Origin of the sequence: Streptomyces sp. NPDC018045, from assembly GCF_044327445.1 — a bacterium.
Taxonomy (GTDB): domain Bacteria; phylum Actinomycetota; class Actinomycetes; order Streptomycetales; family Streptomycetaceae; genus Streptomyces.
The window spans coordinates 495,945-519,847 of record NZ_JBIRFL010000001.1 but is presented as its reverse complement, the minus strand read 5'-3'; the positions used below and the strand labels follow the sequence as shown (position 1 = coordinate 519,847).

Sequence of the window (23,903 nt, the reverse complement as noted above, 5' to 3'; positions counted from 1 at the left end):
GCCAAGACCCACCGCCGTCGGGCCCGGCCCGCCCGCGACCCCAGGACGAAAGCAGAGAGCCCTTGCTGACCGTCGACTTTTCCCGATTCCCGCTGGCACCGGGCGACCGTGTCCTGGACCTGGGCTGCGGCGCGGGCCGGCACGCCTTCGAGTGCTACCGGCGCGGCGCGCAGGTCGTGGCGCTCGACCAGAACGCCGAGGAGATCCGCGAGGTCGCCAAGTGGTTCGCCGCGATGAAGGAGGCCGGGGAGGCCCCGGCGGGGGCCACCGCCACCGCCATGGAGGGCGACGCGCTGGCCCTGCCGTTCCCCGACGAGAGCTTCGACGTCGTCATCATCTCCGAGGTCATGGAGCACATCCCCGACGACAAAGGGGTGCTCGCCGAGATGGTGCGGGTGCTGCGGCCCGGCGGGCGGATCGCGGTGACCGTGCCGCGCTACGGCCCGGAGAAGGTCTGCTGGGCGCTCAGCGACGAATACCACGAGGTCGAGGGCGGCCACATCCGCATCTACAAGGCCGACGAACTCCTCGGCCGGATGCGCGAGGCGGGCCTGAAGCCGTACGGCACCCACCACGCGCACGGGCTGCACAGTCCCTACTGGTGGCTCAAGTGCGCCTTCGGCGTCGACAACGACCAGGCGCTGCCCGTCAAGGCGTACCACAAGCTGCTGGTCTGGGACATCATGAAGAAGCCGCTGGCCACGCGGCTGGCCGAGCAGGTGCTCAACCCGGTCATCGGCAAGAGCTTCGTCGCGTACGCCACCAAGCCGCATCTGCCGGCGCGGGCCGCCGCCACCGACGAGTCCGCCGCCGGGGCCGCCAAGTGACGACACCAGGACGTACCGAACGCCTGGTCCTGCCGGGGGTGCTGACCGCCGGACAAGCGGCCCGCACGGTCGCCGGCATCCTGGCGGCCCAGCGCGAGGACGGCGCGATCCCGTGGTTCCGCGGCCACCACCTCGACCCGTGGGACCACACCGAGGCCGCCATGGCCCTGGACGCGGCCGGCGAGCACGAGCGCGCCGAGGCCGCGTACGACTGGCTGGCCCGGCACCAGAACCCGGACGGCTCCTGGTACGCGGCGTACGCCGACGGGGACGCCGCCGCCCCCACCGACCGCGGCCGGGAGACCAACTTCTGCGCGTACCTGGCCGTCGGCGTCTGGCACCACTACCTGTCCACCGGCGACGACACCTTCGTGGACCGCATGTGGCCCGCCGTCTACGCGGCCGTGGAGTTCGTGCTGGAACTCCAGCAGCCCGGCGGCGAGATCGGCTGGAAGCGCGAGGACGACGGAACCCCCGTCACCGACGCCCTGCTCACCGGCTCCTCCTCCATCTACCAGGCGCTGCGCTGCGCCCTGGCCATCGCCGACCAGCGCGAGGAACCCCAGCCCGACTGGGAACTGGCCCTCGGCCGCCTCGGCCACGCCATCCAGCACCACCCGGAACGCTTCCTCGACAAGGCGCGCTACTCGATGGACTGGTACTACCCGGTCCTCGGCGGCGCCCTGCGCGGCACCGCCGCCAAGGACCGCATCGAGTCCGCCTGGGAGGACTTCGTCGTCCCCGGCCTCGGCGTGCGCTGCGTCCTGCCCAATCCATGGGTCACCGGCGGCGAGAGCGCCGAACTGGCCCTGACGCTCTGGGTGATGGGCGAGTCCGACCGCGCCGTGCAGATCCTCAAGTGGGTCCAGCATCTGCGCGCCGACAACGGCATGTACTGGACCGGCTACGTCTTCGACGACGACGCGGTCTGGCCCGAGGAGCAGACGTCCTGGACGGCGGGCTCGATGCTGCTCGCCGTGGCCGCGCTGGGCGGGGACGAGGCGACCACGGCCGTCTTCGGCGGTGAGCGCCTGCCGACGGGGCTGGACCCGGACTGCTGCCGCTGACGGGGTGGGGCGCCGCCGCCCCGCCCCTCGGTCCCCCAGTTCGGTCCCTCAGTGCTCGATACGCCGGATACGGGCCGCCAGCGCGTGCCCCACGACCAGGTACACGATGGCCGGCAGCCCGTAGTTCAGCAGCGTCCGCAGCCAGTCCGTGTCGAAGGTGAAGAGGTTGTAGGACCAGCCCGCCAGCCACCGCGCCGCGCCCTGGACGAAGTGCACCAAGTCGTTGGCGTGGTTCGCGTCGAGCAGGTACATCGCGATCCACAGGCCGAGGATGACGGCCGTGAGGTCCGCGATGACGGTGACGGCCGTGGCCGCGTGGCTGCTTCCGTACCGGTGTCTCCTGGGCATGGTGCCCGGGTAGCCGCATGAGTGCGTCATAAACAACTCCCGCGCGGACCCGCGTCGTTCACCGGAAACCCGGAAGCCGTCCGTTCCCTGCACCCGTTACTGTGCGACCCATGACGACCATGACCGGAACACTCGACCACGACCGTTACTGTGCCGAAGTCCTCGCCCAGACCGACCTGCTCCGGCAGACCGTCCGCGGCGCCGACCTGAAGGCGACCGTACCGACCTGCCCGGAATGGACCCTGGAAGACCTCCTGCGCCATGTCGGCGGCGCGTACCGCTGGGTGGACACGGTCGTACGGACCAGGGCCACCGAAATGGTGCCGCACGAAGCGACGCCGAACCACAAGGGCCCCACGGGCAGCGACCCGGCGGCCCTGGACGCCTGGCTGGCGGACGGCGCGCGGCGCGTCGTCGAGGCGCTGCGGGAAGTGGGCCCCGACGCCCGGATCTGGACCTGGGCGCCGGACCAGCCGTCCGGTTTCTGGGCCCGGCGGATGGTCCACGAGACGGCCGTCCACCGGGCGGACGCGGCGGCGACGACGGGTGCCGCCTTCAGCCTCGACCCCGAGGTGGCCGCCGACACCGTCGAGGAGTGGACCCAACTGATCTGCCTGGTCCCCCGCCTCATGCCCGACCACCCGGCCAACCGCCTCCTCGGCACCGGCCGTACCCTCCGTCTCCACGCCACCGACGCCCCGCCCGGCGCCCCCGCCGACTGGCTCCTCGACTTCACCGGCGACGCGTTCACCTACCGCCACTCCTCCGAAGAAGCCACCGTCACCCTCCAGGCCCCCCTCGCCGACCTCCTCCGCGTCTACTACCGCCGCCTCCCGACGGACACCCCCGGCGTACGGATAACCGGCGACCGGGCCTTCCTGGAGGAGTGGCTGGAGGCAGCGCGGTTCTGAGCGCGCGGCGGGAAGCGCACCTGGCTGGAGCAGTGGTGGAGAGGAGAGGCTCATCCGAGCGGGGTGTCCGGCCTGCCGGGTCAGGTGTTCAGCTCCGCCAGTACCCGTAGTGTCTCCAGGTCCGGGGCCGTGATCAGGAGGTCGGTGACCGGGCCCGTGCGCCAGGAGGTCAGGCGGGCGGCGAGGCGGGGGCGGGGGCCGATGAGGGAGATCTCGTCGGCGAAGGTGTCGGGGACGGCGTGGACGGCCTCGTCGCGGCGGCCCTGGAGGAAGAGGTCCTGGATGCGGCGGGTCTCTTCCTCGTGGCCCATGCGGGCCATCAGGTCCGCGTGGAAGTTGCGGGAGGTGTGGCCCATGCCGCCGATGTAGAAGGCGAGCATGGCCTTGACCGGGAGCAGGCCCGCGGCCACGTCGTCGCAGACCTGGGCACGGGCCATCGGGGCGACGAGGAAGCCTTCGGGGGCGCCGGCGAGGGAGGCCGCGTACACGTCGGTGCGGTACGGGGACCAGTACAGCGGGAGCCAGCCGTCGGCGATGCGCGTGGTCTGGGCGATGTTCTTGGGGCCCTCGGCGCCGAGGAGGACGGGGAGGCCGGCGCGGCGCGGGTGGGTGATGGGCTTGAGGGGCTTGCCGAGGCCGGTGCTGCCGGGGCCGCGGTAGGGGAGCGGGTGGAAGCGGCCGTCGAGGGCCACCGGGGCTTCGCGGCGCAGCACCTGGCGCACGATGTCCACGTACTCGCGGGTGGCGGTGAGCGGGCTCGCCGGGAACGGGCGGCCGTACCAGCCCTCGACCACCTGCGGCCCCGACAGGCCGAGCCCGAGCAGTGTCCGGCCGCCGGAGAGGTGGTCCAGGGTCAGGGCCTGCATGGCGGTGGCGGTGGGGGTGCGGGCGGCCATCTGGGCGACGGCGGTGCCCAGCTTGATCCGGGACGTGTGGGCGGCGATCCAGGTGAGCGCGGTGAACGCGTCCGAGCCCCAGGCCTCCGCGGTCCACACGGAGTCGTAGCCCAGCCGTTCGGCCTCCTGGGCGAGTTCGACGTGCCGGGGGTCGGGGCCGCGTCCCCAGTAGCCGAGTGCCAGGCCGAGTCGCATGACGGTGCCCTCCCGTGGCGGCCTGCCGGACGCCGGCGGCGTACTGACGGCCCGTCAGGTCCGGTCCTCAGGTGCGGTCGGTGCACTGTACGAGGGGTGGGAGGGGAAGGGAAGAGCGGGTGTGGCGTCACCCCGTCCGCGGAACGGCGACGGCCCCCCGCCCGGGTGGGCGAGGGGCCGGACGGCGGGGGCGGCGCGGCCGGTGTCAGCCGCGCTGGATGCCGGTCGTGTCCTGGAGGACGCCGCGGCGCCCGTCCTGCGTCTGCGCGATGAGCGCCTGACCGCGCTGGTCCACGGCCAGATACCACGTGCCGGGCGCCAGTTCGGCGATCGGCGTCGGTGCGCCGTCCTCGCCGTACAGCGGGCGCGCCACCGGCACCGCGAACCAGAACGGCGCGAAGTCGGCCGCGGGCGCCGGCTGCTGCGCGGCGGCCGGCGCGGGCTGCTGCCCGCCGTACGACTGCGGACCCGGCTGGCCCTGGCCGGGCTGCGGGGCGCCCGGGTAGCCGTACCCGCCGTGGCCCGGCTGCTGCTGGTGGGCGCCGGGATAGCCGTAGCCCTGGCCGGGCGCCGCGCCGTACGGGGACGGGGTCTGCGGCCGCGGGGCCGGGACGAGGCCGGCCTTCAGCGCCGGTACCAGCGGCGTGGCCACGGCCGCGCCGGCCAGCACGAGCGCGGCGATCAGGCCGAGGATCAGACCGGCGCCCGCGCTGCCGCTGTTGATGGTCGTCCAGAAGGCCAGCCAGGCGACGAACACGGTCCATGCGACGCCGAACTGCCCGAGGTCCAGGCCCGCGACCTTCAGCGGCTGCGGCAGGGCGCGCGCCACCACGATCAGGGCGGCCGCGATCACGCCCGCCAGGAACATGCCCATCAGCAGGGACAGCGAGTCCCAGGCGTTCGAGGACGTGATCTTCGGGCAGAAGCTGCCGGTGCAGTCGGATCCGTCGTACGAGCTGATGTCGAGAAACGAGGCGATGAACAGCAACACCGCTGCTCCGATCACCACGCCGTCGCCTCTAGTGAGGGAGCGGATGTTCACGTAAGGGTCCTTTGTCGGTTCCGGTGTTCTGTCTTCGCTGTCGCTGCCGTATGCGCTGGTGGGCGCGTGGCGAGGCACGGGGTGGCCCCCCATCGTAAGGGGGAACCTACCGCCGGATCCTGTGGGTCGTCTTGTCGGTATCGGTCAGGTATCGAGTCGGTATCGGCAGTGGCCGCTACCGGGTCAGGAAGCCCGTAATGCCCTCGGCGATCCCACGCGCCGCCTTTTCCCGCCATTGCGGATCGGTCAATTGCGCGGCGTCCTGCGGGTCGCGCATATTGCCGCACTCCAGGAACACCTTGGGAATGGCCGAGAGGTTGAGACCGCCGAGGTCGGACCGTACGACCAGCCCGGTACCGCCGCCGAGGTAATTGGCCGGCGCGCTCCCGGTGGCCGCCACGAAGCGGCCCGCCAGGCGCTCGCCGAGCTGCCGCGAGGGGCCCACGATGGCGGAGGTGTCCGCCGCGCCCGCGGTGACGCGCGCGGGCAGAATCACGTGGAACCCCCGGTTGCCCCGGCCCGCCCCGTCGGCGTGCACGGACACCGCGGCGTCGGCCTTCGCCTCGTTCCCGGCGCGGGCGCGCTCGTCCACGCACGGGCCGTACGGGCGGTCGCCGTCCTGCGTGAAGACGACCTCGGCCCCTTCGGCCTGGAGGAGGGTACGGGCGCGCCGCGCCACGTCCAGCGTGAAGGACGCCTCGGCATAGCCGTCGTTCGTGGAGGTGCCGGTGGTGTCGCACTCCTTGCGCGCGTTGCCGACGTCCACCTGGCGGGCGATCTCGCGGGGGTGGTCGCGGTTGTGGGGGTTGTGGCCGGGGTCGAGGAGGACGACCTTGCCCTTGAGGCGGGTCCCGGCGCGGCCGGCCGGCCCCGCCCCGTCCCCCTTGCCGTCCGGGCCCCGGTCGCCCGCGGCGCCCCCGCCGTCCGGTCTGCCCGCGCCGTCCTTGCCGGGCGCGCCACCGGGGGAGTCCGGGCTCGCCGCGGGCAGGGCCTTGGGCGGCTTGTCACCGCCGTGCCCGCTCGTGGACCGCCAGATCAGCCAGCCCGCCGCACAGGCGGCCAGCAGCGCGGCCAGGACGACGACGAGGGTGCCGCCGAAGCGGCGGCGCGGGGGGAATGTACGGCCGTTCGACACATCGCGATCGTAGTGGGGGGATCAGTGCCCTTCACCGGTGCGACGCAGGACGTGCAGCGATCCGTGTACCGACATTTCGGTGAAGGCGCCGGATTCCAGGGCGCGCCGGTAGACGCGGTACGGCGCCTGGCCGCCGTCCGCCGGGTCGGCGAAGACGTCGTGGATGACGAGCAGCCCGCCGGGCGCGACGTGCGGGGCCCAGCCCTCGTAGTCGGCGGTGGCGTGCTCGTCGGTGTGGCCGCCGTCGATGAAGACCAGGCCGGCGGGGGTGTTCCAGAGCGCGGCGAGCTGTGGGGAGCGGCCCACCATTGCGACGACGTGGTCCTCCAGGCCGGCCGCGTACAGGGTCCGGCGGAAGGTGGGCAGGGTGTCCATCAGGCCCACCTCGGGGTCGACCACGGACGGGTCGTGGTACTCCCAGCCCGGCTGCTGCTCCTCGCTGCCGCGGTGGTGGTCGACGGTGACGGCCGGCACGCCCGCCGCGCGCGCGGCGTCGGCGAGCAGAATCGTGGAACGGCCGCAATAGGTGCCGACCTCGACCAGAGGCAGCCCCAGTGCGGCCGCTTCACCGGCGGCCTCGTAAAGGGCCAGCCCTTCGTCGAGCGGCATGAAACCCTTTGCGGCCTCGAATGCGGCGAGTATCTCCGGCTTGGGAGCGTTCGCGGCGGCCATGGGGATTCCTCCTCTGTCGTACGGTCACCGGAGTACGCCGGTGACTCATAACGACGGATCGTACGTGCCGGTAATGCGCGGGCCGGGCGGGCGGTCGTCCGGCGGGGTTCGGCGGTGGAGCGGCGGGGAATGGGCCGTGGAATTCCGGGGGGAATGCGGCGGTGCGGGCGCCCGTGCGGAATGGGGGTGCGGCCGTCCTCCCGGCCTGCCCGGCCGGCCCCGAGAAGGGGCCCACCTGACCTATCGTCAGTTTGGAACGTGTTCTAGTCTGCCCGGCATGGGCATCGGAGTCACACCGGAGCACGGAGAACTGGCCGAGGCGGTACGGGGATGGGCGGCCCGGGCCGTGCCCGCGGAGGAGGTGCGCAAGCCGTCCGGCGCCGACCCGACCCGCCCGGTCGCGCGCGTGACGGCCGCTAACGTCACGGTTCCGGCCGCGCGGGTGCTGAACGTCGACTCCGGCCTCGTACGGGACCTGGCCGCGGCCCTGTTCGCCGCCGAGGCGTGCGGCACGGCGGACCGGGCGGTGCACACCGCTGCCGCGCACGCCGCCGTACGGGAGCAGTTCGGGCGGCCGATCGGCCGGTTCCAGGCCGTCAAACACCTCTGCGCGGACATGCTCGTATGCCTCGAACAGGCCCGCGCCCTGGCCTGGGACGCGGCGCGTGCGGCGGACGCGGCCCCGGAGACCCGCGGCCTGGCCGCCGCCACCGCCCTGGACGCCGCCTTCACCTGCGCCAAGGACTGCATCCAGATCCTCGGCGGCATCGGCTTCACCTGGGAGCACGACGCGCACCTGTACCTGCGGCGGGCGACCGTGGCCCGCCAACTGCTGGGCAGCGGCACCGGACACCGGCTGCGGGCGGCCGACCACGGTGCCCGGGGTGCCCGGCGCGAGCTGCGGATGGACCCGCCCGTGGAGCGCTCGCGGGAGGTGGCCCGGTACCGGGAGCAGGCCCGCGAGGTGATCGCGAAGGTGCGCGGCCTGGACCCCGGTGCCGTACGCCGCGAGCTGGCACCCACCGGGTACGCGGCGCCGCACCTGCCCGCCCCGTACGGCCTGGACGCCGGCCCCGTGCGGCAACTGGCCGTCCAGCGGGAACTGCGCGACGCGGGCGTCCGGATCAGCGACCTGGGCATCGCCACCTGGGTGGTGCCCTCCCTGATCACCTACGGGACGCCGGAGCAGAAGGAGCGCCACCTGCTGCCGACGCTCCGCGGCGACCAGCTCTGGTGCCAGCTCTTCTCCGAGCCGGAGGCCGGGTCCGATCTGGCGGCGCCGCGTACCCGGGCCGAACGGGTGGCCGGCGGCTGGCGGGTCAACGGCCAGAAGGTGTGGACCTCGGCGGCGCAGTGGGCGGGCCACGGCATCCTGCTCGCCCGGACGAACCCGGAGGCCCCCAAGCACCGGGGACTGACCTTCTTCCTGGTCGACATGTCGGCACCCGGCATCGAGGTCCGGCCGCTGCGGGAGATCACCGGTGACGCGCTCTTCAGCGAGGTGTACTTCGACGATGTACTGCTGCCGGCGGACGCGGTGGTGGGCGAGGTGGACGACGGCTGGAAGGTGGCCCGGCACACCCTCGGCAACGAGCGTGTCCACATGGCCGACCAGGTGACCTTCAGCACCGGCCTGGAGGCCCTGATCGAGCGGTCCGCCGGGCTGGACGGAGCGGTACGCGAACGGGTGGGCGCGCTGGCCGCCGAGGCGCACGCGCTGGCCTGCATCGGGCTGCGTACCACGCTCCAGCAGGTGGCGGGCCGGGATCCGGGCGCCGGGGCCGGCATCCGCAAGCTGGTGCAGACCGCGCACCAGCAGAAGGTCGCCGAGCTGGCGCTCGAACTGCTCGGCCCGGAGGGCGCGACGGGGGAGGGCGAGGCGGAGCGCGCGCTGCACGGCTTCCTGATGTCGCGCTGCCTGACGATCGCGGGCGGTACGACACAGGTGCAGCTCAACGTCGTCGCGGAGCGGCTGCTCGGCCTCCCCAGGGACCCGGAGCCGCGCCCGCTGATCTGACCCGGGCACCTGAACCCCGGGTACTCGACCCCAGGCGTCACCGACGAGGAGGACGGGCATGGCCGGCAAGGCGTACATCATCGGCGTGGGCATGACGAAGTTCGAGAAGCCGGAGACCCGCGACCGGCAGTACTGGGACCTGGCCGGGGAAGCGGGCGGCACGGCCCTCGCCGACGCGGACATTCCGTACGGCGCCGTGGAACAGGCAGCGGTCGGCTACTGCTACCAGGCCTCCACGGCCGGCCAGCGCGCCCTCTACGAACTGGGCCTGACCGGCATCCCCGTCTACAACGTCAACAACAACTGCGCGACCGGCGCCACCGCGCTGATGATGGCCCGGCAGTTCGTCGCCTCCGGCCTCAACGACTGCGTACTGGCCCTCGGCTTCGAGAAGATGAAGCGCGGCGCGCTCGGCGGCGGCGCGGACAGCGGCGACTTCGCGACATCGCCGGTGGCCCGCCACTACGGCGTGATGGCCGCCGCGCACGGTTTCGAGACGACCCCGCCCACCGCCCAGATCTTCGGCAACGCCGCGCGCGAGCACATGGACCGGTACGGCACCACCGAACGGCAGCTCGCCGCGGTCGGCGCCAAGAACCACCGGCACTCGGCGGACAACCCGGACGCGCAGTTCCAGGACGTCTACACGGTCGAGGAGATCCTCGCCGCCAGGACCGTGCACCGGCCGCTGACCAAGCTCCAGTGCTCACCGACCTCCGACGGCTCGGCCGCCGTCGTCGTCGCCTCCGAACGGTTCGTCCGCGCACACGGCCTGGCCGACCGGGCGGTGGAGATCGCCGGGCAGGCCATGACGACGGACACCCCGGACAGCTTCGCCTCCGGGTCGTGCATCGACGTCGTCGGCCGCCCGATGTCCCGGGCGGCCACCCGGCAGGCGTACGAGGCGAGCGGACTCGGCATCGAGGACGTGGACGTGATCGAGCTGCACGACTGTTTCTCGGTCAACGAACTCCTGACGTACGAGGCGCTGGGCATGTGCGCGGAGGGCGAGTCCGGGAAGCTCGCCGAGGACGGCGCCACGACTCACGGCGGCCGGTGGGTGGTCAACCCCTCCGGGGGCCTCATCTCCAAGGGTCACCCACTCGGCGCAACCGGCCTGGCCCAGGCCGCCGAGCTGGTGTGGCAGCTACGCGGCACGGCCGGTGCGCGACAGGTGCCCGGAGCGCGCGTCGGACTCGCACACAACATCGGGCTGGGCGGGGCGGCGGTGGTGACGCTGCTGCGGAAGGGATGAGGTGGACGGGGTGAGGTGGAAGGAATGAGACGTACGGGGTGACGGGGTGAGATGGGAGGGGTGCGGTGGATGAGCGGCGCGGGAGGACCCCGGGCCCTTCGGCCTAGGTCCCGTGACCGGCGGCTTCCAGGCCGATAATCCGATGCCGTTGACGCGTGCCGGGTGCAACTATGGAGACCATGCCCCCGACAGCCACTCCCGCCACGCTGCCCGGAAACGACCACCGCCCCGCACCACCCGTCTGGCTGGTGACCCTGCTGGTCTGCGCCGGACAGTTCCTCGTCGTCCTCGACGTCTCGGTCGTCAACGTCGCGCTGCCGAGCATGCGCACCGGCCTCGGGCTCAGCGAGCTGGGCCTCCAATGGGTGGTCAACGCCTACGTGATCACCTTCGCCGGGTTCATGCTGCTCGGCGGCCGGGTGGCCGACATATTCGGGCGCAAACGCATATTCGTCGTGGGGCTCACCCTCTTCACCCTCGCCAGCCTGGCGGGCGGCCTGGCGCAGGAGCCGTGGCAGCTCATCGCGGCCCGTACGGTCCAGGGCGTCGGCGCGGCCATCCTGTCCCCGGCCACCCTCACCATCCTCACCACCGCGTTCCCCGCCGGCCCGGCGCGCACCCGCGCCATCGCCACCTGGACCGCGGTCGGCGCGGGCGGCGGCGCCGTCGGCGGCCTGGTCGGCGGCGTCCTGACCGAGTACCTGTCCTGGCGCTGGGTGCTGCTGATCAACGTGCCGGTCGGCGCGCTGGTGTTGGCCGGGGCGGTGCTCTGGCTCACCGAGAGCCGGCGCGGCGAGGGCCGGCGGCTCGACGTCCCGGGCGCCCTCCTGGTGACGGCGGGCCTTGCGCTGGTGGCATATGGCATCGTGCGGACCGAGTCGGTCGGCTGGACCTCGGCGAGCGCGCTGCTGCCGCTGGCGGCGGGGCTGCTGGTGCTTCTCGCCTTCGTGGCCGTCGAGGCCCGCACGAAGGCACCGCTGATGCCGCTCACGCTCTTCCGGCTGCGCTCGGTGTACGCGGCGAACAGCGCCATGGTGCTGGCGGGCGCCGCGATGTTCTCCATGTGGTACTTCCTCTCCCTCTACGTGCAGAACGTCCTCGACTACACGCCCCTCGAAGCCGGCCTCTCCTTCATCCCGCACTCGCTGAGCATCGTGCTGGGCTCCAAGATCGCGCCGCGTCTGATGCACCGGGCGGGCGCCAAGACGCTGGCGGTCGCCGGTGCGCTGATCTCCGCGGCAGGCATGTTCTGGCAGGGGCAGATGGGCGCCGACGGCACGTACCTCGGCACGCTGCTCGGCCCCGGCATCCTGATGGCGTTCGGTGCGGGCCTGACCGCCACCCCGGTCGCCGCCATCGCCACCTCCGGCGCCGCCCCCTCCGACCAGGGCCTGGTCTCCGGCCTGATCAACACCTCGCGGCAGATGGGCGGCGCGCTCGGCCTGTCGGTCCTGTCCACGGTCGCGGCCACCCGCATCGCGTCGGGCCACGGCAGCCCCGCCGCGTTGGCCGACGGCTACGGCCTCGCCTTCCAGGTCGGCACGGTCATCCTGCTGGCGGGCGTGCTCCTGATGGTCCTGGCCCTGCCGCGCCGCCCCGAGGACGCCCACCATGACTGACGCCGCCGCCTTCCCCGCCACCGGCCGCCGGGTGCTGGTCAGCGGCGCCTCGCGCGGCCTGGGCCGGGCCGTCGCGCACGCCTTCGCCGGGAACGGCGACCGGGTCGCGGTGCATTACGGATCGCGGCGCGCGGACGCCGAGGAAACCCTCGCGTCGCTGCCCGGCAGCGGCCATGCCCTGCTCGGCGCCGACCTGTCCGACCCGTCCGGCGCCGCCGCCCTGGCCGGCGCGGCCGTCGAGGCCCTCGGCGGCATCGACGTCCTGGTGAACAACGCCGCCGTCAACACCCCGCACCCGCCCGCGACCACCCCGTACGACGAGTGGACCGCCGTCTGGCAGCAGCACGTCGCCGTCAACCTGCTCGGTACGGCTCACCTCAGCCACGGCGCGGCCCAGGCGATGATCGCGCAGGGCACCGGCGGCCGGATCGTCAACATCGGCTCCCGCGGAGCCTTCCGCGGCGAACCGGACCACCCCGCCTACGGCGCCACCAAGGCCGCCGTGCACGCCCTCGGCCAGTCCCTCGCCGTCGCCCTTGCCCCGCACGGCATCGCCGTGGCCTCCGTCGCCCCCGGCTTCATCGACACGGACCGCGTGGCCCACCGCCTGACCGGCACCGAAGGCGCGGCGATCCGCGGGCAGAGCCCGTTCGGCCGCGTCGCCGCCCCGGAAGAGGTCGCGGCCGCCGTACGGTGGCTGGCCTCCCCCGAGGCGCAGTGGAGTTCGGGCGCGGTGCTGGACCTCAACGGGGCGTCGTATCTGCGTACGTGACGGAGGCGCCGTATCCGCCCCCGCGCCCCAGGGGCTCGGCTCCCTCCGCCGGAAGCCTTCCCTCCGCCGGGGCGGGGTGGCACCGTCCGCCGCATGGCGAACATCCCCGCGGACCTTTCGTACACCAGGGACCACGAGTGGGTCCGGATCAGAGGTGATCAGGTCACCGTCGGCATCACCGCCCACGCGCAGCGGCAGCTCGGTGACATCGTCTATGCCGAACTGCCCAAGCAGGGCGAACGGTTCGAGGCGGGCGACGCGTTCGGCTCGCTGGAGTCGGTCAAGGCCGTCACCGAGGTCTACGTGCCGCTGACCGGGACGGTCCTCGCGGTCAACGACACCGTCAACGACGCCCCGGAACAGATCAACGACGAGCCGTACGGCTCCGGCTGGCTGATCGTCCTGCGCCTGACCCGGCCCGCCGAGCTCGACGGCCTGCTGGACGCGAAGGGCTACGAGAACCACCTCAAGGAGGAGTCGGCCGGGTGACCCACCGCTCCCGCCCCCCTACAGCCAGCCGTTCTGCCGCGCCGTCCGTACCGCCTCCATACGGTTGCGCGTCCCGGTCTTGCCGATGGCGCCGGACAGGTAGTTGCGCACCGTCGCCTGCGACAGGTGCAGCTTTCCCGCGATGTCGGCGACGGTCGCCCCGTCCACGGCGGCGGTCAGCACGTCGCGCTCCCGCTGGGTCAGCGGATTCGGCCCCGCGCTGAGCGCGGCCGCGGCCAGCCCCGGGTCGATCACCCGCTCCCCGGCCAGCACCCGCCGGATCGCCGCCGCCAGGTCCTCCACCGGCCCGTCCTTGACGAGGAACCCGGAGGCGCCTGCCTCCATCGCCCGCCGCAGATACCCGGGCCGCCCGAACGTCGTCACGATCAGCACCTTGCAGGACGGCAGCGCCTCCCGCAGCTCCGCCGCCGCGTCCAGCCCGCTGCGCCCCGGCAGCTCGATGTCCAGCAGCGCGATGTCGGGCCGCGCCTCCAGCGCCGCCGGCACGATGGCGTCCCCGGCCGACACCTGGGCGACGACCTCCATGTCGTCCTCCAGATTGAGCAGCAGCGCCAGGGCGCCCCGCATCATCCCCTGATCCTCGGCGAGGAGGACCTTCACACACGCTTCGGCCTGCTCGCCGCCCGGATCGGTCATGGGACAAGCCTAGCCAGCCGCCGGCCGCGCCCGGCGCGCTGCGCGAGCGGGACCGGCCGCTCCTCGCCGGCTACCGCGGTCCCGGCTCCTCCACGTCCACCGGCAGTTCCACCACCAGCCGGAACCCGTGCCGCCCGTCCGGACCCGAGTCCAGCGTGCCCCCGGCGGCCGCCAGGCGTTCCGTGAGGCCCTTGAGGCCGGTGCCGCCGGTGGTGGGGGGCGGGTCCGACGGTGCGGGGCCGGTGCCGTCGTCGGTGATGGTGAGGCGGGCGCGGTCGTTGGCGGTGTCCGTGCGGATCTCGATCTCGCAGCGGGTCGCGCCGCTGTGCCGGACGGTGTTGGTGACGCCCTCGCGGACGACCCAGCCGAGCAGCGCGCTCGCCTGCGGGGGCAGCGGCGGTCCCGAGTGGCGTACGACGGGTTCGATGCCGGCGGCCTGGAGGGCGGAGCGGGCGCGGTCCAGCTCGGTGCTCAGGCTGCCCTCGCGGTAGCCGGTGACCGCTTCGCGGATCTCGGTGAGCGCCTGGCGGCCCACGGCCTCGATGTCGGCGGCCTGGGCCAGCGCCGCGTCGAGGTCGCGCGGCGCCAGCCGCCGTACCGCCTCCGCCTTGACCACGATCACCGAGAGGGTGTGGCCGAGCAGGTCGTGCAGGTCGCGGGAGAAGCGCAGACGCTCCTTCTCCACGGCGGTGCGGGCCAGTTCCTGGCGGGTCGCGTCGAGCTGCTTGACGGTGTCGAAAAGGCTCAGGACGGTGGCGGCGACCATGCCGGAGACGAAGGTGCCGTACCCGATGGCGGCGGCCATCCAGTGGTCGCCGAAGAGCCGGCCCGCGATGGTGCCGGCCGAGGCGCTGAGGACGAGCAGCAGGATGAAGTGGGGTCTGCCGTGGATCTTGCGGACCGCGCCGGAGGCCAGTGAGAGCAGGGGGAAGAACAGCAGCCAGGAGTGGCCGAAGGCGATCGCGATGGCATAGGTGACCGCCGCCAGGGCGGCGAGGCCGTACACGGGGACCCGGGAGTCGCGGTAGCGGGGATTGAAGGCCGCGAAGACGACGAAGATGTAGATCGAGTTGAAGGCGAGCAGGCCGAGGCCGGCCAGCCAGGTGTTCTGGGACTTGCCGCTGAAGATGTTGGACAGGGCGCCGACGCCCATCAGCAGCCACGGCAGGAAGGTGTAGCCGCGCGGACCCTCGCCCTTGGCGGGGCCGCGTCGGCCGCGGCCTCCGGTTTCGCCGCTTCCGCGCGCTCCGTCCTCCTGTGGTCCGGCGTCCAGTTCGAGCAGGCCGGCCCAGCCCGGCGCGGCCGGTCCGCGGGTACGGCGGCGGCCGGGTCCACCCCGCTCGCCCCGCCCGCACTGGCCGTTCTGTCCGGTCTGCCGTTTCCCGCGCACGTTCCGTACTGCCTCTTCCTCTTCCGCGCCGCCGAATCCGTTCTCTGCCGCGCTCCGCTCGCGACGTTACCGACGCTGCCGACGGACCCGGCAGAGGTGAATGTACGCGGCCGATACCGACAAATGTCACGGGCGTGGGCGGGCCCGGGCGCCGCCTTGTGCTGACGGGGCGTCAGGGGGTTCCGGGCTTCCGCCGGATCGGCTATACATGAAAGCCGTCGGATAGAACGCGTTCTAGAACGGCACGCCCGGGCGCGGTCGCCAGCCATGACGGGCCCGGACCGCCGACCGCAGGCGACCCCGGCACGGCCGACGGTGCGGACGGCCGGGCCGGGGTCTTCACACCGTGGTGAAGGAGCAGCAGCCCCATGCCCATCGACGCCGCCAAGGCCACCTCGGCCGAGCCGAGGACCACCGAGCTGGCCTGGGAGCCCAAGGACGTCCAGCTCTACCACCTCGGTATCGGCGCCGGCGTGCCCGCCACCGACCCCGGTGAACTGCGCTACACCCTGGAGAGCAGGCTGCACGTGCTGCCCAGCTTCGCGACCGTGGCGGGCGGCGGCATGGCGCTGGCCGGCGGCCTGTCCGCGCCCGGCATCGAGGTGGACCTCGCCGCCGTCCTGCACGGCGGCCAGACCGTGACCGTGCACCGGCCCCTTCCCGTACGGGGGCGGGCCGTCCAGACGTCGACCGTGCCCGCCGTGTACGACAAGGGGAAGGCGGCGGTCATCGTGCTGCGCTCCGAGACGGCCGACGACGACGGGCCGCTGTGGACGTGCGACACGCAGATCTTCGTGCGGGGAGAGGGCGGGTTCGGCGGGGAGCGCGGCCCGTCCAGCCGCCTCGAACTGCCCGGGCGCGCGCCGGACCATACCGTCGAGCGGCACGTACGGGAGGACCAGGCGCTGCTCTACCGCCTGTCCGGCGACTGGAACCCCCTGCACGCCGACCCCGAGTTCGCCGAGCTGGCCGGCTTCGACCGGCCGATCCTGCACGGGCTGTGCACCTACGGCATCACGCTGAAGGCGGTGGTGGACGAGGTGCTGGGCGGCGATGTGGCGCGCGTCGCCGCGTACACGACCCGGTTCGCGGGGGTGGTCTTTCCCGGCGAGACGCTGCGCGTCCGCATGTGGCGGGAGCAGGAGCCGGCGCGGGAGCGGGTCCTGGTGTCGGTCACGGCGGCCGACCGGGAGGACGCGCCGATCCTGGCGGACACCGCCGTCGACATCAGCCCGTCCGGCACGTGAGCACGCCGCACGACAGGTGACACGCCGCACGGCACGGGAGCGCGCCGTTCAGCACGGGGGAGCGCTGTCCGCCACCTGGCCATCCGACCCGCCGCCCCCCGAAGGGAACGCACCATGCGCGCAGCGATACAGCACCAGACAGGGCAGGAGAAACTGGAGGTCCTCGACGGTGTCGAGGCGGTGGGGTTCGGGCCGGGCAAGGTGCGCGTCCGCATCCGCGCGACCGGGCTGTGCCACTCCGACCTCTCCGCGATGAGCGGGGTGCTGCCGCAGCCCACGCCCTTCGTCCCCGGCCACGAGGGCGCGGGCGAGATCGTCGAGGTGGGCGACGGTGTCGAGGGCCTCGCGGCGGGGGACCGGGTGCTGATGTGCTGGCTGCCCGCCTGCGGGACGTGTCCGTCCTGCGAGCGCGGCCAGACCCACCTGTGCCTGGCCGGCTTCATGAGCGCGGGCACCCCCAACTTCCGCCGCCCCGGCGCCGATCCGTGCGACGTCTTCGGTTTCGCGGGCACCGGCACCTTCGCCGAGGAGATCGTGGTTGCCGCCCACTGCGCCGTACCGGTCCCGGACGACGTGCCGTACGAGATCGCGGCGCTGATCGGGTGCGGGGTGACGACGGGGCTGGGCGCCGCGCTGAACACCGCCCAGGTGGAGCCCGGCGCGTCGGTCGCGGTCATCGGCTGCGGCGGCGTCGGCATCTCGGCCGTGCAGGGCGCGCGGGTGTGCGGCGCCGCGCAGATCGTCGCGGTGGACCCGGTGGCCGCGCGCCGCGAGGCGGCCCTGCGCTTCGGCGCCACCGAAGCGGTGTCCCCGGACGGGCTGGCCGACGCCAAGCAGCGGATCACCGCCGGTGAGGGCTTCGACTACGTCTTCGAGGTCGTCGGCCGGTCCGCCACCGCCCGCACCGCCTACGAGACGACACGGCGCGGCGGCACCCTCTGCGTCGTCGGCGCGGGGGCGGTGGACGACCACTTCCAGGTCAACATGTTCGAGCTGTTCTTCGACGAGAAGCGCATCCTGCCGTCGCTGTACGGGGGCGGGGACGTGCTGCGCTCCTACCGGCGGGCCATCGGCCTGTGGCGGGCGGGCCGCATCGACCTGGAGGGGCTGATCACCCACCGGGTCCGGCTCCCCGAGATCAACGAGGCGCTGGAGCAGATGCGGACCGGTACGGCCCTGCGTACGTGCATCGAGATGTGAGCCGGCCGCCGACACGGCCCGGCCCCGACGGACGCCCCGACCCACGAGAGGAAGCCGAGAACGTGAGCGCTCCCACGGAACGGCCCGCCCGGCCGCTGGACGGACTGACCGCGATCGTCACCGGGGCGGGCCGCGGCCTGGGCCGGGCGGAGGCCTTGGAACTGGCCCGGCTCGGCGCGGCCGTCGTCGTCAACGACTACGGGCAGCCGGGGCGCGACGGCTCCGGCGCGGCGTCCGCGGGCCCGGCCGAGGAGACCGCCGCCGAGATCCGCGCGGCGGGTGGCGAGGCCGTCGCGCACGTCGGTGACGTCGCCGACCACGAGACGGCCCGCGACCTGGTCCGGCAGGCCGTCGAACGCTGGGGCCGACTGGACGTCCTGGTCAACAACGCGGGCATCCTGCGCGACCGGATGGTGTTCTCCATGACGGAGGACGAGTGGGACTCGGTGATCCGCGTCCACCTCAAGGGACACTTCAACACCACCCGCTTCGCCGCCGCCCACTGGCGCGAGCGGTCCAAGGCCGCCGGCACCGCCGTGTACGGACGGATCGTCAACACCTCGTCCGAGGCGTTCCTCGCGGGCTCGGCGGGCCAGCCCAACTACGCGGCGGCCAAAGGCGGCATCGTCGGCCTCACCACCTCCTGCGCCCTCGCCCTGGCCAAGTACGGGGTCACCGCCAACGCCATCTGCCCGCGCGCCCGCACCCGGATGACCGAGGACGTCTTCGCCGGGTTCGAGGTGCCGGGGGACGGGGCCCTCGACGCACTGGCCCCCGAACATGTCGCGCCACTGGTCGGCTATCTGGCCTCGCCCGCCGCCGCACGGGTCAACGGGCAGGTGCTCGTGGTGCACGGCGGCATGGTCGCGGTGGTCGAACGGCCCAAGGTGGCCGCGCAGTTCGACACCGCGAAGGACGCCTTCACGTACGCGGAGCTGGACGGCGTTCTGACGCCGTACTACGCGCAGCGCCCGCCGGACGAGACGTTCGCGGCGGCGCAGGTGCTCGCCCTCAAACGCCGCTGAGCGCCGCCGGGTACGGCACGCACGACGACGGCCGTGGCCTCCGTACCCCTGACCGGGCGGTACGGGCGCCACGGCCGTCGCGCGGCGCGTGGTCCGGGGCGGGCCCGCGGGCTCAGGCGTCCTGCGTCTGCTTGCTCCGGCGGTGCCTGCCGTTCGGGGACGCGTCGGTGTCCTCCGAGGCGGCCGGGCCACGGTGTTTGCCGGAGCCTGCCGCCGCGGCGGCCTGGGCGGCGTCCTGCGGGCGCGCCTGGGTCGTGTGGGTTCGGGCTTCGGACATGCGAGGAGTCACTCCGTCGGATCGCTTGCGGCTGTACGCGTCGGGACCTCTCCCGGCCGCCGCCGGGATGTGCCGCGGCGGATGCCGTCGATGGCCGGCCGACCGGCCGCGCAGCCCCCGCCCGATACTAACGAAGCGGAAGATCTTGCTCTACCGGGCCTCCCGGGCCGCCAACGGCGCCTGTTGCAGGGGCACCGGTCTGCACGGAGAGGGATGCGCGGACGCGCCGAACGGTTCCTGCGGCACGGACTCCGCTGCTGCGGATGGTGGGGAGGCCGCGGGGTGCGGAGCGTACGTACGCAGGTACAGCGGCGGGGGAGTTGAGGGGACTCGCACCCATCGTGCCGTTCTGACCGGGAAGCCGGTGGGCGCGAGTTCCCCGGAGGGGAGCGGCGTGGCGGAAGGGCCCGTGGAGGCGGTGTCCGCGGCCGGCGGGTCCGCGCGACGCCCGGCGTCGGCGGACGGCGCGCCGGGCGCCTCGTCGCCGGACCGCGTCCCCGTGGCGGGGGCCGGCATCCGGGCCACCCCGCACGGCACCGCCGGCGTCTCGAACGGCAGCCGCAGTTCACCGTCCGGCGTCCACAGGCCGGTGCCCGCCAGCCACCCGCGCGGCGGCGGCAACTGCCGCAGCTTGCGTTCCGCTGGCCGCCAGACACCCAGCCAGGTGCCGCCGGCCGCGTCGATGCGGAACGCCACCGCGCTGCTCTCCGGCGCCAGCGCCTGACCCGACTGCACGGCGAACGGCTGGAGCGCGGCGTCCGGCAGCCGCAGGCACTCCGGGAAGCGCACCGGCAGCGCGCTGCCCAGCACGCCCCAGCCCAGCCGGTCGTGCCCCGCCGCGTCCGACCGCAGCACCAGCAGCCCGCTGTCCGGGTCGGCCAGCAGCAGCCGGTCGTTGCTCTCCTCGGTGATCTCCAGCAGCGGGCTGACCTCGCCGCCGCGCTCCAGGTCGACCGCCACCGTCTTGGTGCGCCCGTCCAGCTCCTGGTCGAGGGCGAGCAGCCGGCCCGTACGGTCCAGCCAGACGCCGCCCGTGCAGCGGCCCTCGATCTCGGCGACGCAGGCGGGCACGGAGCGCGGCCGGCCGGGGACGGTGGACGGCCGGCCGTCGTGCACCAGCCACAGCACGGTGGAGTGCTCGCCGGGCGCGAGGGCGTACGCGCGCGAGCCGCACGGCGCGGCCGGCAGCAGCGTCAGCTCCGCCGCCTCGACGGCGCCGAGCGGCAGTTCGCCGGTGCCCGGGCCGGTCGGGTAGAGCAGGCCGAGGGTGCAGCGGTCCGCGGCCCGGCGCCGGATCAGGACCCGGCCGTCCGCGAGGGGCAGCAGCCCGGCGTCCGCCTCCTCGGGCTGGTGGCCGGGCAGCGGTACCGCGTACGGCTCGGGCCCCGCCAGCGTCCAGCGCTCGGGGAACCAGCCCCCGGTGCTCTCGTGCCGCGCGAGCCGGGCGGCGTAGGAGCCGTCGGCGGCGATCGTCAGCGCCGCGCGGTGCTGCCGGGTGTCCGGCGTCGCGGCTTCCGCGGTGACACAGGCCGTCATCGAGTGCTCACCTCCAGTCAGTGCGCTCGAAGCTAGTTTTCGCACTCCCAAACGAGCAGCGAAGGTTGCGGCACTTCACGCAAAAGAGTGGCCGATGTCCGGTTCGCCTGAGGCGTGGGGGACGGTTGTGCTCCGTGAACCGGGACTGCCGGGGACGGCTACGGGGGGACGCCGCCGTCCTCGTGGAACGGCCCCCGCCCGCCGCACGCCCCGGCAGCCCCGGAGCCCGCCATGCGCCCCGGTGGCCACCGGGCTCCCGGCCCGCGGGGGCCGCCCGGGGCCGGTGCCCGAAGCGGCCCGGCACGGCGGCACGGCTGGGAGGTAACCTTCCACCCGTGCCCGTACTGTCTGAAGTCCTCTCCGCGCTCGACGCCCTCTGGCCCCCCGAGCGGGCCGAATCGTGGGACGCCGTCGGCACGGTCTGCGGTGATCCGGACGCCGAGGTGCGCCGGGTCCTGTTCGCCGTCGACCCCGTGCAGGAGATCGCCGACGAGGCGGTCCGGCTCGGCGCCGACCTGCTCGTCACGCACCACCCGCTCTACCTGCGCGGTACGACCACGGTCGCGGCCGGCACCTTCAAGGGCCGCGTCGTGCACACACTGATCAAGAACGACATCGCCCTGCACGTGGCGCACACCAACGCCGACACCGCCGACCCCGGCGTCTCCGACGCCCTGGCCGGCGCCCTGGACCTGCGCGTCCTGCGCCCCCTGGTGCCGGACGCCACCGACGCCCACGGCCGCCGCGGCCTGGGCCGGATCTGCGAGCTGCCGCACCCGATGACCCTCGCGGAGTTCGGCCCGTACGCCGCCGCCCGGCTGCCCGCCACCGCGCAGGGCGTCCGGATCGCCGGCGACCCGGCCCGCACGATCCGCACGGTCGCCGTCTCCGGCGGCTCCGGCGACGGCCTCTTCGACGACGTACGGGCGGCGGGCGTGGACGCGTTCCTCACCGCCGACCTGCGCCACCACCCCGCCTCCGAGGCGACCCAGAAGAGCCCGCTGGCGCTGCTGGACGCCGCCCACTGGGCCACCGAGTGGCCCTGGTGCGAGCAGGCCGCGGCCCAGCTCGACCAGATTTCCGACCGGCACGGCTGGAACCTGCGCACCCACGTGTCGCGCACGGTCACCGACCCCTGGACCGCCCACGCGGCGTCCGACGCCCGCATGACCCCTACGCACACCACAGGAGCCCCCCGCTGAACGCCGCGCCCGCCGACCAGATCCGCCTCCTCGACGTCCAGGCCCTGGACGTGAGGCTCAGCCAGCTCGCGCACAAGCGCCGGACCCTCCCCGAGCTGGACGAGATCCAGACGCTGGAGAGCGACCTCACCCAGCAGCGCGACCTGCTCGTCGCCGCGCAGACCGAGGAGAGCGACACCACCCGCGAGCAGACCAAGGCGGAGCAGGACGTGGATCAGGTGCGCCAGCGCGCCGCCCGCGACCAGCAGCGCCTGGACTCCGGTGCCATCACCTCGCCCAAGGACCTGGAGAACCTCCAGAAGGAGATTGCCTCCCTCGCCAAGCGCCAGGGTGACCTGGAGGACGTCGTCCTGGAGGTCATGGAGCGCCGGGAGTCCGCCCAGGCGCGGGTCGCCGAGCTGACCGAACGCGTGGCGTCCGTCCAGGCCAAGGTCGACGACGCCACCGGCCGCCGGGACGCCGCCTGGGGCGAGATCGACGCCGAGGCCGACACGGTCCGCAAGGAGCGCGCGTTGACCGTCGCCGACATCCCGGCCGACCTGCTCAAGCTCTACGACAAGCTGCGCGAGAAGCAGGGCGGTCTCGGCGCCGCCCGCCTCTACCAGCGCCGCTGCGAGGGCTGCCGCCTGGAGCTGGACATCACCGAGCTGAACGACGTGCGCAGCGCGCCCGCCGACAAGGTCGTGCGCTGCGAGAACTGCAGCCGCATCCTGGTGCGCACGCCAGACTCGGGCCTGTAGGCCGTGTCCCGAACGTTCGTCGTCGAGGCCGACGGCGGGTCCCGGGGCAACCCGGGGCCCGCGGGCTACGGCGCGGTCGTCCTCGACCCGGAGACCGGGCAGGCGCTCGCCGAGGCCGCCGAGTACATCGGCACGGCGACCAACAACGTCGCCGAGTACCGCGGCCTGCTGGCCGGGCTGCGCGCCGCGCACGCGCTGGACCCGGAGGCGGACGTGCGGGTACGGATGGACTCCAAGCTCGTCGTCGAGCAGATGTCGGGCCGCTGGAAGATCAAGCATCCGGACATGCGGCCGCTGGCCACCGAGGCGCGGAGCGTCTTCCCGCCCGGCCGGGTGACGTACGAGTGGATCCCGCGCGAGCGGAACAAGCACGCCGACCGGCTCGCCAACGAGGCCATGGACGCGGGCCAGGCCGGCCGGCCGTGGGAGCCGCGGGACTCCCGGGCCGAGCTCGACGCGGGCGGTACGGCGCGCAGCGCGGCGGCGCGGGCGGCCGATGAAGCGGCGGACACGGCGGGAGCCGCCTCGGCGGCCGAGCCGAAGGCGCCGCCGGCCGGCTGGGCGCCCGCCGACCTCGGCACGCCGACCACGCTCGTCCTGCTGCGGCACGGCGAGACCGCGCTGACCCCGCAGAAGCGGTTCTCCGGCAGTGGTGGCTCGGACCCCGAACTGTCCGCGGCCGGACACCGGCAGGCCGAGGCGGTCGCCGCCGCGCTCGCCGCGCGCGGCACCGTCCAGGCGATCGTCAGCTCCCCCCTCAGGCGCTGCCGGCAGACGGCCGGGACCGTCGCGGCCCGCCTCGGCCTGGATGTCCGCGTCGACGAGGGGCTGCGCGAGACCGACTTCGGCGCCTGGGAGGGCCTGACCTTCGCCGAGGTCCAGGAGCGCCACCCCGAAGACCTCGCCGCCTGGCTCGGCTCCGCCAAGGCCGCCCCCACCGGCGGCGAGTCCTTCGCCGCCGTCGCCCGCCGTGTCGCCCTCTCCCGCGACAAGCTGCTGGCCCGGTACGCGGGCCGCACGGTGCTGCTGGTCACGCACGTCACCCCGGTCAAGACACTGGTACGGCTCGCCCTCGGCGCCCCGCCGGAGTCGCTGTTCCGCATGGAACTCTCCGCCGCGTCCCTGTCGGCCGTCGCCTACTACGCCGACGGGAACGCGTCGGTGCGGCTGGTGAACGAGACGGCGCATTTGAGGTGAGGGGGCAGGGGCCGGGCGGCCGCCGGTTTCCTTGCCGTCGGCTCGGAATTCCCCGTCCGCCTCCGGCCTCCGGCTCCCCCCTTTCCAGCCCCTTTCCGCCTGGCGTGATTCCTGCGCTTTTCATCCGTGCGGGGCTTGAGCGTGCGGCTGGCTTGATTGGTTCCTTGTACCCCGCACATCTCTTTCA

General features: G+C 73.8%; 23 protein-coding genes. 14 read left to right on the top strand and 9 right to left on the bottom strand.

The annotated features are described in order from the left end of the window. The first annotated feature begins 62 nt into the window (after nt 1–62). Nucleotides 63–827, top strand: coding sequence for a methyltransferase domain-containing protein (locus ACH4EB_RS02145; RefSeq protein ID WP_398345322.1), 765 nt, complete (start codon nt 63–65; stop codon nt 825–827). Next, nucleotides 824–1,894, top strand: coding sequence for a prenyltransferase (locus ACH4EB_RS02140; protein WP_398345321.1), 1,071 nt, complete (start codon nt 824–826; stop codon nt 1,892–1,894). The genes ACH4EB_RS02145 and ACH4EB_RS02140 overlap by 4 nt, the downstream gene beginning before the upstream one ends. Before the next feature lie 48 nt (nt 1,895–1,942). Here ACH4EB_RS02140 and ACH4EB_RS02135 read toward each other — a convergent pair whose 3' ends face one another. Then, nucleotides 1,943–2,242 carry a hypothetical protein gene (locus tag ACH4EB_RS02135; RefSeq protein ID WP_398345320.1) on the bottom strand — a complete coding sequence of 100 codons (300 nt, stop codon included), beginning with the start codon at nt 2,240–2,242 and terminating at the stop codon, nt 1,943–1,945. Between the two features lie 119 nt (nt 2,243–2,361). Here ACH4EB_RS02135 and ACH4EB_RS02130 point away from each other — a divergent pair, with 119 nt between their 5' ends. Then, a complete protein-coding gene (locus tag ACH4EB_RS02130) occupies nt 2,362–3,153 on the top strand; it encodes a maleylpyruvate isomerase N-terminal domain-containing protein (RefSeq protein WP_398345729.1) in 792 nt (263 codons plus the stop codon). Between the two features lie 80 nt (nt 3,154–3,233). On the opposite strand, the gene ACH4EB_RS02125 is transcribed toward ACH4EB_RS02130, so the two are convergent. From ACH4EB_RS02125 to ACH4EB_RS02110, 4 genes are all read right to left on the bottom strand, one after another. After that, nucleotides 3,234–4,244: an LLM class F420-dependent oxidoreductase gene (locus tag ACH4EB_RS02125; protein ID WP_398345319.1), complete on the bottom strand. Its 1,011-nt coding sequence runs from the start codon at nt 4,242–4,244 to the stop codon at nt 3,234–3,236. Nucleotides 4,245–4,449: 205 nt separating this feature from the next. After that, nucleotides 4,450–5,286 (bottom strand): DUF5336 domain-containing protein, encoded by an 837-nt coding sequence (locus ACH4EB_RS02120; protein WP_398345318.1) that lies wholly within the window; start codon nt 5,284–5,286, stop codon nt 4,450–4,452. 175 nt (nt 5,287–5,461) lie between these two features. Next, on the bottom strand, nt 5,462–6,421 hold the full coding sequence (locus ACH4EB_RS02115; RefSeq protein ID WP_398345316.1) for an N-acetylmuramoyl-L-alanine amidase: 960 nt from the start codon (nt 6,419–6,421) through the stop codon (nt 5,462–5,464). Between the two features lie 21 nt (nt 6,422–6,442). After that, a complete protein-coding gene (locus ACH4EB_RS02110) occupies nt 6,443–7,093 on the bottom strand; it encodes a class I SAM-dependent methyltransferase (protein ID WP_398345315.1) in 651 nt (216 codons plus the stop codon). 277 nt (nt 7,094–7,370) lie between these two features. Between ACH4EB_RS02110 and ACH4EB_RS02105 the strand changes: the two genes are divergently transcribed. The 5 genes from ACH4EB_RS02105 (at nt 7,371) to gcvH (ending at nt 13,245) form a co-directional block, all read left to right on the top strand. Next, nucleotides 7,371–9,110 carry an acyl-CoA dehydrogenase family protein gene (locus ACH4EB_RS02105; protein ID WP_398345314.1) on the top strand — a complete coding sequence of 580 codons (1,740 nt, stop codon included), beginning with the start codon at nt 7,371–7,373 and terminating at the stop codon, nt 9,108–9,110. A 58-nt stretch (nt 9,111–9,168) separates the two neighbouring features. Next, the gene (locus ACH4EB_RS02100) at nt 9,169–10,365 is read left to right on the top strand and encodes a lipid-transfer protein (protein WP_398345313.1); all 1,197 of its coding nucleotides are present in this window, start codon (nt 9,169–9,171) and stop codon (nt 10,363–10,365) included. A 170-nt stretch (nt 10,366–10,535) separates the two neighbouring features. Then, nucleotides 10,536–11,984, top strand: a complete 1,449-nt coding sequence (locus ACH4EB_RS02095) for an MFS transporter (protein ID WP_398345312.1) — start codon at nt 10,536–10,538, stop codon at nt 11,982–11,984. After that, complete coding sequence (locus ACH4EB_RS02090) at nt 11,977–12,756, top strand: SDR family NAD(P)-dependent oxidoreductase (protein ID WP_398345311.1); 780 nt, start codon at nt 11,977–11,979, stop codon at nt 12,754–12,756. The genes ACH4EB_RS02095 and ACH4EB_RS02090 overlap by 8 nt, the downstream gene beginning before the upstream one ends. Nucleotides 12,757–12,849: 93 nt before the next feature. Continuing rightward, entirely contained in the window at nt 12,850–13,245 is a 396-nt protein-coding gene (gene gcvH, locus ACH4EB_RS02085; RefSeq protein WP_398345310.1) for a glycine cleavage system protein GcvH, read from the top strand. 18 nt (nt 13,246–13,263) lie between these two features. On the opposite strand, the gene ACH4EB_RS02080 is transcribed toward gcvH, so the two are convergent. Together ACH4EB_RS02080 and ACH4EB_RS02075 are read right to left on the bottom strand one after the other, a co-directional pair. Then, nucleotides 13,264–13,902, bottom strand: coding sequence for a response regulator (locus ACH4EB_RS02080; protein WP_398345309.1), 639 nt, complete (start codon nt 13,900–13,902; stop codon nt 13,264–13,266). Nucleotides 13,903–13,972: 70 nt separating this feature from the next. After that, on the bottom strand, nt 13,973–15,292 hold the full coding sequence (locus ACH4EB_RS02075; protein WP_398345308.1) for a sensor histidine kinase: 1,320 nt from the start codon (nt 15,290–15,292) through the stop codon (nt 13,973–13,975). Between the two features lie 368 nt (nt 15,293–15,660). Here ACH4EB_RS02075 and ACH4EB_RS02070 point away from each other — a divergent pair, with 368 nt between their 5' ends. The 3 genes from ACH4EB_RS02070 to ACH4EB_RS02060 all read left to right on the top strand — a co-directional run bounded on the left by ACH4EB_RS02070 (nt 15,661) and on the right by ACH4EB_RS02060 (nt 18,764). Next, the gene (locus ACH4EB_RS02070; RefSeq protein ID WP_398345307.1) at nt 15,661–16,539 is read left to right on the top strand and encodes a MaoC/PaaZ C-terminal domain-containing protein; all 879 of its coding nucleotides are present in this window, start codon (nt 15,661–15,663) and stop codon (nt 16,537–16,539) included. A 114-nt stretch (nt 16,540–16,653) separates the two neighbouring features. Beyond that, a complete protein-coding gene (locus tag ACH4EB_RS02065) occupies nt 16,654–17,739 on the top strand; it encodes a Zn-dependent alcohol dehydrogenase (protein WP_398345306.1) in 1,086 nt (361 codons plus the stop codon). A 62-nt stretch (nt 17,740–17,801) separates the two neighbouring features. Beyond that, entirely contained in the window at nt 17,802–18,764 is a 963-nt protein-coding gene (locus tag ACH4EB_RS02060; RefSeq protein ID WP_398345305.1) for a 3-oxoacyl-ACP reductase, read from the top strand. A gap of 112 nt (nt 18,765–18,876) precedes the next feature. Here the strand turns inward: ACH4EB_RS02060 and ACH4EB_RS02055 are convergent, their stop codons facing one another. Together ACH4EB_RS02055 and ACH4EB_RS02050 are read right to left on the bottom strand one after the other, a co-directional pair. Further along, a complete protein-coding gene (locus ACH4EB_RS02055) occupies nt 18,877–19,041 on the bottom strand; it encodes a hypothetical protein (protein ID WP_398345304.1) in 165 nt (54 codons plus the stop codon). A 150-nt stretch (nt 19,042–19,191) separates the two neighbouring features. Continuing rightward, nucleotides 19,192–20,577 (bottom strand): hypothetical protein, encoded by a 1,386-nt coding sequence (locus ACH4EB_RS02050; RefSeq protein WP_398345303.1) that lies wholly within the window; start codon nt 20,575–20,577, stop codon nt 19,192–19,194. A gap of 335 nt (nt 20,578–20,912) precedes the next feature. Here ACH4EB_RS02050 and ACH4EB_RS02045 point away from each other — a divergent pair, with 335 nt between their 5' ends. Genes ACH4EB_RS02045 through ACH4EB_RS02035 form a run of 3 tightly spaced genes read left to right on the top strand, consistent with a single transcriptional unit; the run spans nt 20,913 to nt 23,716 of the window. Further along, nucleotides 20,913–21,779, top strand: coding sequence for a Nif3-like dinuclear metal center hexameric protein (locus ACH4EB_RS02045; RefSeq protein WP_398345302.1), 867 nt, complete (start codon nt 20,913–20,915; stop codon nt 21,777–21,779). After that, entirely contained in the window at nt 21,776–22,519 is a 744-nt protein-coding gene (locus ACH4EB_RS02040; protein WP_398345728.1) for a zinc ribbon domain-containing protein, read from the top strand. The genes ACH4EB_RS02045 and ACH4EB_RS02040 overlap by 4 nt, the downstream gene beginning before the upstream one ends. A gap of 3 nt (nt 22,520–22,522) precedes the next feature. Continuing rightward, nucleotides 22,523–23,716 (top strand): bifunctional RNase H/acid phosphatase, encoded by a 1,194-nt coding sequence (locus ACH4EB_RS02035; RefSeq protein WP_398345301.1) that lies wholly within the window; start codon nt 22,523–22,525, stop codon nt 23,714–23,716. Nucleotides 23,717–23,903: the final 187 nt, after the last annotated feature.

Excerpts from the sequence above, each read along its gene's own strand:
- ACH4EB_RS02095 (WP_398345312.1), top strand. The coding sequence starts at position 10,536 with ATGGAGACCATGCCCCCGACAGCCACTCCCGCCACGCTGCCCGGAAAC.
- ACH4EB_RS02050 (WP_398345303.1), bottom strand. The coding sequence starts at position 20,577 with ATGACGGCCTGTGTCACCGCGGAAGCCGCGACGCCGGACACCCGGCAG.
- ACH4EB_RS02080 (WP_398345309.1), bottom strand. The coding sequence starts at position 13,902 with ATGACCGATCCGGGCGGCGAGCAGGCCGAAGCGTGTGTGAAGGTCCTC.
- ACH4EB_RS02130 (WP_398345729.1), top strand. The coding sequence starts at position 2,362 with ATGACCGGAACACTCGACCACGACCGTTACTGTGCCGAAGTCCTCGCC.
- ACH4EB_RS02090 (WP_398345311.1), top strand. The coding sequence starts at position 11,977 with ATGACTGACGCCGCCGCCTTCCCCGCCACCGGCCGCCGGGTGCTGGTC.
- ACH4EB_RS02070 (WP_398345307.1), top strand. The coding sequence starts at position 15,661 with ATGCCCATCGACGCCGCCAAGGCCACCTCGGCCGAGCCGAGGACCACC.
- ACH4EB_RS02055 (WP_398345304.1), bottom strand. The coding sequence starts at position 19,041 with ATGTCCGAAGCCCGAACCCACACGACCCAGGCGCGCCCGCAGGACGCC.
- ACH4EB_RS02065 (WP_398345306.1), top strand. The coding sequence starts at position 16,654 with ATGCGCGCAGCGATACAGCACCAGACAGGGCAGGAGAAACTGGAGGTC.
- ACH4EB_RS02125 (WP_398345319.1), bottom strand. The coding sequence starts at position 4,244 with ATGCGACTCGGCCTGGCACTCGGCTACTGGGGACGCGGCCCCGACCCC.
- ACH4EB_RS02100 (WP_398345313.1), top strand. The coding sequence starts at position 9,169 with ATGGCCGGCAAGGCGTACATCATCGGCGTGGGCATGACGAAGTTCGAG.
- gcvH (WP_398345310.1), top strand. The coding sequence starts at position 12,850 with ATGGCGAACATCCCCGCGGACCTTTCGTACACCAGGGACCACGAGTGG.
- ACH4EB_RS02105 (WP_398345314.1), top strand. The coding sequence starts at position 7,371 with ATGGGCATCGGAGTCACACCGGAGCACGGAGAACTGGCCGAGGCGGTA.
- ACH4EB_RS02110 (WP_398345315.1), bottom strand. The coding sequence starts at position 7,093 with ATGGCCGCCGCGAACGCTCCCAAGCCGGAGATACTCGCCGCATTCGAG.
- ACH4EB_RS02135 (WP_398345320.1), bottom strand. The coding sequence starts at position 2,242 with ATGCCCAGGAGACACCGGTACGGAAGCAGCCACGCGGCCACGGCCGTC.